Here is a 4,784-nt window from a genome sequence, read left to right on the forward strand (position 1 = left end):
CGGCGGCCGAGTCCGCGGCGCCGCTGTCGCGTACCGCGTCGGCCAGCAGGTTCAGCGCCCCGACGGTCAGCATGATCAGGACGCCCGGCAGGACCGGCGCCCACGGCTGCTGGGCGAGATAGCCCAGGTCGCTGGCGAGCACCCCGCCCCAGGTGGGGGCCGGCGGCTGCACGCCCACGCCGAGGAAGGTCAGCGAGGTGACGGTGAGCAGCGCGGTGGCCAGCGCGTGCGCGGTGGTGACGGCCACGGTGGGCAGCACCTTGGCCGCGATGTGGGTCCGCAGCACCCGGGCCCGCGAGGCGCCCATCAGCTCGGCGGCCTCCACGTACTGCGCCTGCTTCAAACCGAGCGCGGCGGCCCGCGACACCCGGAAGAACAGCGGGGACAGCAGCACCCCCAGGGCCAGCATCGCCTGGTTGAGGCCGTTGCCGAACACCCCGACCGCGGCGATGGCGAACAGCGTGAACGGCAGGGTCATCAGCGCGTCCACCGCCCGCAGCGCGGTCCACTCGAAGGCCCGGCCCAGCCAGAGCGACGCCAGCCCGGGCAGTACCCCGAGCAGCATGGCCGCGCCGACCGATTCGACCGCGCCGAGCACCGAGCGGCCGGTGCCGGCCAGCAGGCGGCTCAGCACATCGCGGCCGAGGTAGTCCGTGCCCAGCAGATGGCCGCCGCTCGGGCCCTGCAGCACCCGGGTGGTGTCCTGGGCCAGCGGGTCCTGCGGGGCGATCAGCCCGCCGAAGACGGCGAGGACCGCGACGGCCAGCAGGACGGCGAGCGCCACGCGCGCCGCGGGCAGCCGCCAGGTGCGGCGCAGCGTCCTCATCGGGCACCTCCCGCGGCCGGGTCGTCCTGGCTCGCGGCGACCCGACGGCCCCTGCGCGCGGCCGGGTTGAGGGCGGTGAGCGCCGCGTTGATCGCGATGTTGGCGATCAGCACCACCGCCACCGTCACCAGCAAGGTGCCCTGGATGACCGGCACGTCGTGCTGCTGCGCGGCCTGCAGGGACAGCTGGGCGATCCCCGGCAGGTTGAAGATCCGCTCGGTGACCACCGCCCCGCCGATCAGCATCGGCACGCTCATCCCGAGCACCGTCAGCGCCGGGCCCGCCGCGTTGCGCAGCACATGACCGAACAGCACCCGGCGGGCCGACAGCCCGCGCATCGCCGCACCGGCGACGTAGTTGGCCCGCAACTCCCCGACCAGGGAGGCCCGTAGCTGCCGCGCCACGTTCGCGGCCGCGTCCAGGCTCAGCGCGAAGGCCGGCAGGATCGCGAACCGCAGCCATTCCACCGGGCTCTGGCCGAAGGGGGTGTAGCCGCCCGACGGCAGCCAGCCGAGCTTCACCGACACCACCGCGATCAGGCCGATGGCGACCACGAACGCCGGCAGCGTGCCCAGCAGGGAGCAGATCGCGGTGACCGCGCGGTCCAGCCGCCCGCCGTTGCTGTGCGCGGCGGCGATCCCGCCGAGCGAGCCGAGCAGCACCGCGATCAGCAGAGCCAGCCCGGCGATCGACAGGTCGACCGGCAAGGCCTGGAAGACGCTGCCCGACACCGGCAGCGTGGTGAACCAGGAGCGGCCCAGATCACCGGTGAAGGCGTGGCCGAGCCAGGTCACGTACTGGACGGGCAGCGGCCGGTCGAGGCCGAAGGCGTGGTTCAGCCGGGCGATGTCGGCGGGGGTGGCGGTGTCGCCGAGGACGGCGGCGGCCGGGTTGGCGTTCGACAGCGCGCCGAGCCCGAAGGTCAGCAGCGAGGACAGCAGGAACACCGTGCCCGCCGTCAGCAGGGCCCCGCCGAGCGGGCGCGGTGCCCGCGCCGCCCGCGCGACCAGTGACGTGCGCCGCCGCTCCGGCAGCGCCGCGGTGAGCACGCTCATCCGACGGTCACTCCCTCGAAGCGCTGCACCACCGTGGTCTCCGGCAGGGCGGAGACGCCCTTGGCGCGGGCCAGGATGCGCGGCACCGTGTAGAGGAAGACATTCGGTGTGTTGCGGACCGCGTACGCGGTGGCCGCCTGCAGCACCTTCGGGTAGTCGGGGGAGTCCAGCGGGGTGCTGGTCACCTTGCTCAGCGCGGCGGTCAGTTGCGGCGGGGTGCTGCGGCCGGGGTTCATCAGGCCCTGCTGGCCGAAGAGCACCTGGAAGGCCTGCACGGCCGAGTCGCGGCCGGCGAACTGGTCGACGGCCAGCTGCTGGTCGTGCTCGATGTAGACGATCTGGGTGAACTGGGTCTGCGGGATGACCTCGATCTTGGCGTTGATCCCGACCTGCTTGAGCTGCGCCTGGATCTGCTCGGGGGCGCCCTCGGCGGCCGAGGTGGTCAAGGTGATGTCGAGCCCGCCGGGGTAACCGGCCTGCGCCAGCAGGTCCTTGGCCTTGGCCGGGTTGTACGGGAACAGGTCCGCGCTGCCGGGGTCGTAGCCGGGGTAGCCCTTGGGGAAGGGCTGGTAGGTGGCCTCGCCGTTGCCGAACGCCTGGGTTTTGACGAGTGCTTCGCGGTCGATGGCGTACTTGAGCGCCTCGACGACCAGCGGCTTGTCGAAGGGCGCCTTGGCGCTGTCGACGTCCAGCGTGGCCACCACCATCGACGGGATCACCTGCACCTCCAGGCCGGCCGCTTTCGCCGCCTCCACCTGACTGCCAGGGATCTGCGCCACGTTGTACTGCCCGGACTGCAGGGCGGCCACCACCGTCGAGGCGTCCGGCAGCGGGTACAGCTCGAAGCCGCTGAGCTTGATCGAACCCGCGTCCCAGTAGCCGGGGTTGCGCCGCAGTACCGCCTTGGCGTTCTGCGTGTAGGAGGTCAGCGTGAACGGACCGGCGCCGGCCGGCTTGGCGGCGATGCCGGCGGCGTCGGCGGTGAAGGCCGCGGGGTTGACGATCATGCCGGTCTTGCCCGCGAGCAGATTGGGGATCTGGTAGTCGGCGTGCGTGAGGTCGATGACCACGGTGGCCGCGTCCGGCGCGGAGACCGCCTTGACCGAGGTGAGCTGGGGCGCGACCAGCGACTTCGGGTCCGATATGCCGCGCTCCAGGCTCTTCTTGACCGCAGCGGCGTCCAGCGCGGAGCCGTCGGAGAACGTCAGGCCGGGCCGCAGGGTGAAGGTCAGCCGGGTGCCCGGGGCGTCGTACGTCCAGGAGCTGGCCAGCGCGGGGACCGCGGTGCCGTGCGGGTCGAGCTTGGTGAGCCCGGCGTAGACCAGGGACAGCACATGGACGTCCCAGCCGGCCGAGGAGAACACCGGGTCCCAGGACGTCGGCAGCGACCAGCCCCACTTCAGCACGGACGAGCCGGCGCTCCCGCCGGCGGCGCCGCTGCCGCTGCCGCCGCAGGCGGTCAGGGCGAGTGCGGCGCCGGCGCCGAGACCGAGCCCGAGGAAGGAGCGTCTGCCGAGTGCGGAGGGGGAGGAAGCGGACACGGTGGCACGGTTCATGACGATGCGTCACCTTTCGGGGGTATGCCGGGACGGCCCTCGGTGAGCGAGGGCGGCGCGAAGGTCGCCGTGCTGCGGCCGCGCGTCGGGGCGGACGCGGCGGCGGCCGAGCGGAGTCGGGAAGGAGGCGGCCGGGCGCGCCGAAGGCAGCTGCGACAGTGGAGCTGGGCCGGCGGCGGCCGGAACGACGGAGCCGTGACGAGGATGCGCGCGGGACGGGCCCGCGCCGCGGGAGCGGTCGGCGCGTCGGCGCCGGACGGCGGGCCTTCGGTCAGTGACCGGTCAGGCGCCGCGGGGCCACGAGCGCACGGTCAGCGACAGAGAGCGCTGCTGGTACGCAGAAAGTCCACATAGCGGCACACCACACCGGGGTGCGTCGTAAGCATGGGCCCATCCTGGCGCCCGCGGTGAGCCGCTGTCAATGGACACCAAAAGGTGTCTCATTCGGTGGTACGGCTGGCGCCCATGAATCGGTGCTGGTCAGCGTGGTCGGTCGGGGGAGCGGCCGCCCACGGCCGGGCGGCGGCCTCCGCCGGATGCAGCCACAGCGAGCCGTTCCCGGTCCCGATCCGCACCGCCCGCGCCGGCGGCGGGCACCCCGGCGCCAGCAGCGCCAGCTCCGGTCCGCTCAGGCTCCCATGACGGGCCAACAGCCCCTCGGCGTCTGGCTGTTGACGGGCGGGACGCAGGCCGGGCGCGACGCCTGCGGCCGCCGCCAGATAGGCCCGCAGCGGGCGGTGCCCGGGCACCAGCCGGTGGCCGTGCGGACCGGTGAACAGCAGCGTCGGCAGCGCGTAGCGCAGCTGCCCGCCGGCGGTCTCCTTGGGGGTCCCCGGATCGCGGCCCCGGTCCTCGGCCGCCAGCGCCTCCGGCAGCGGGTCACGGGTCTCGCGGTGGTCGGCCCGGACGGCGGCCAGTACCTCGGCCGAGCGGGCGTCCGCGGCCAGCCGCGCCGCGTCCAGCCCCGGCAGGCCGCCGGCCGCGGCCAGCGCCGACTCCAGGGTGTCGGCGGGCTCGCCGGCCACGAACATCGACTCGCGCAGCCGCCGCAGCACCCGCTCGGCGAGCTGCTCGCCCTGCGCCTCGGCCGCTTTGGCCACCAGCGAGGCCGGCCAGCTCGTCGCGGCCACCCGGCTCAGCCGGACCGCGTGCGGGGCGCCGGTGTGTCCGCTGATCGCGCGCACGAAGCCGTCGTACCAGGCGGTTTCCGCGGCCGGATCGGGGGCCGGGTCGTCGTCGGCGTCGAAGAGGATGCCGAAGACCCGGCGCCAGCGCGCCTGCCCGGCCAGTTCGGCCCGCAGCCGCCGGAACACCGGCTCGGCGCCCCAGGCCCAGGGACACAGCGGG

General features: G+C 74.2%; 4 protein-coding genes. All 4 read right to left on the reverse strand.

Annotated elements, in window-relative coordinates; translation table 11 throughout:
• The coding region (locus GA0115240_RS16985) for an ABC transporter permease (protein ID WP_107407159.1) at positions 1 to 826 on the reverse strand (826 nt) is incomplete at its 3' end.
• On the reverse strand, positions 823 to 1,881 hold the full coding sequence (locus GA0115240_RS16990; protein ID WP_093737516.1) for an ABC transporter permease: 1,059 nt from the start codon (positions 1,879 to 1,881) through the stop codon (positions 823 to 825). The genes GA0115240_RS16985 and GA0115240_RS16990, both read right to left, overlap by 4 nt.
• Positions 1,878 to 3,437: an ABC transporter substrate-binding protein gene (locus GA0115240_RS16995; RefSeq protein WP_093737517.1), complete on the reverse strand. Its 1,560-nt coding sequence runs from the start codon at positions 3,435 to 3,437 to the stop codon at positions 1,878 to 1,880. Before GA0115240_RS16995 ends, GA0115240_RS16990 begins: the two co-directional genes overlap by 4 nt.
• Positions 3,438 to 3,877: 440 nt before the next feature.
• Positions 3,878 to 4,784, reverse strand: a 907-nt coding sequence (locus GA0115240_RS17000; RefSeq protein ID WP_093737518.1) for a DsbA family oxidoreductase, incomplete at its 5' end; no start/stop codon positions are given.

Origin of the sequence: Streptomyces sp. DvalAA-14, assembly GCF_900091855.1 — a bacterium.
Taxonomy (GTDB): Bacteria; Actinomycetota; Actinomycetes; order Streptomycetales; family Streptomycetaceae; genus Actinacidiphila.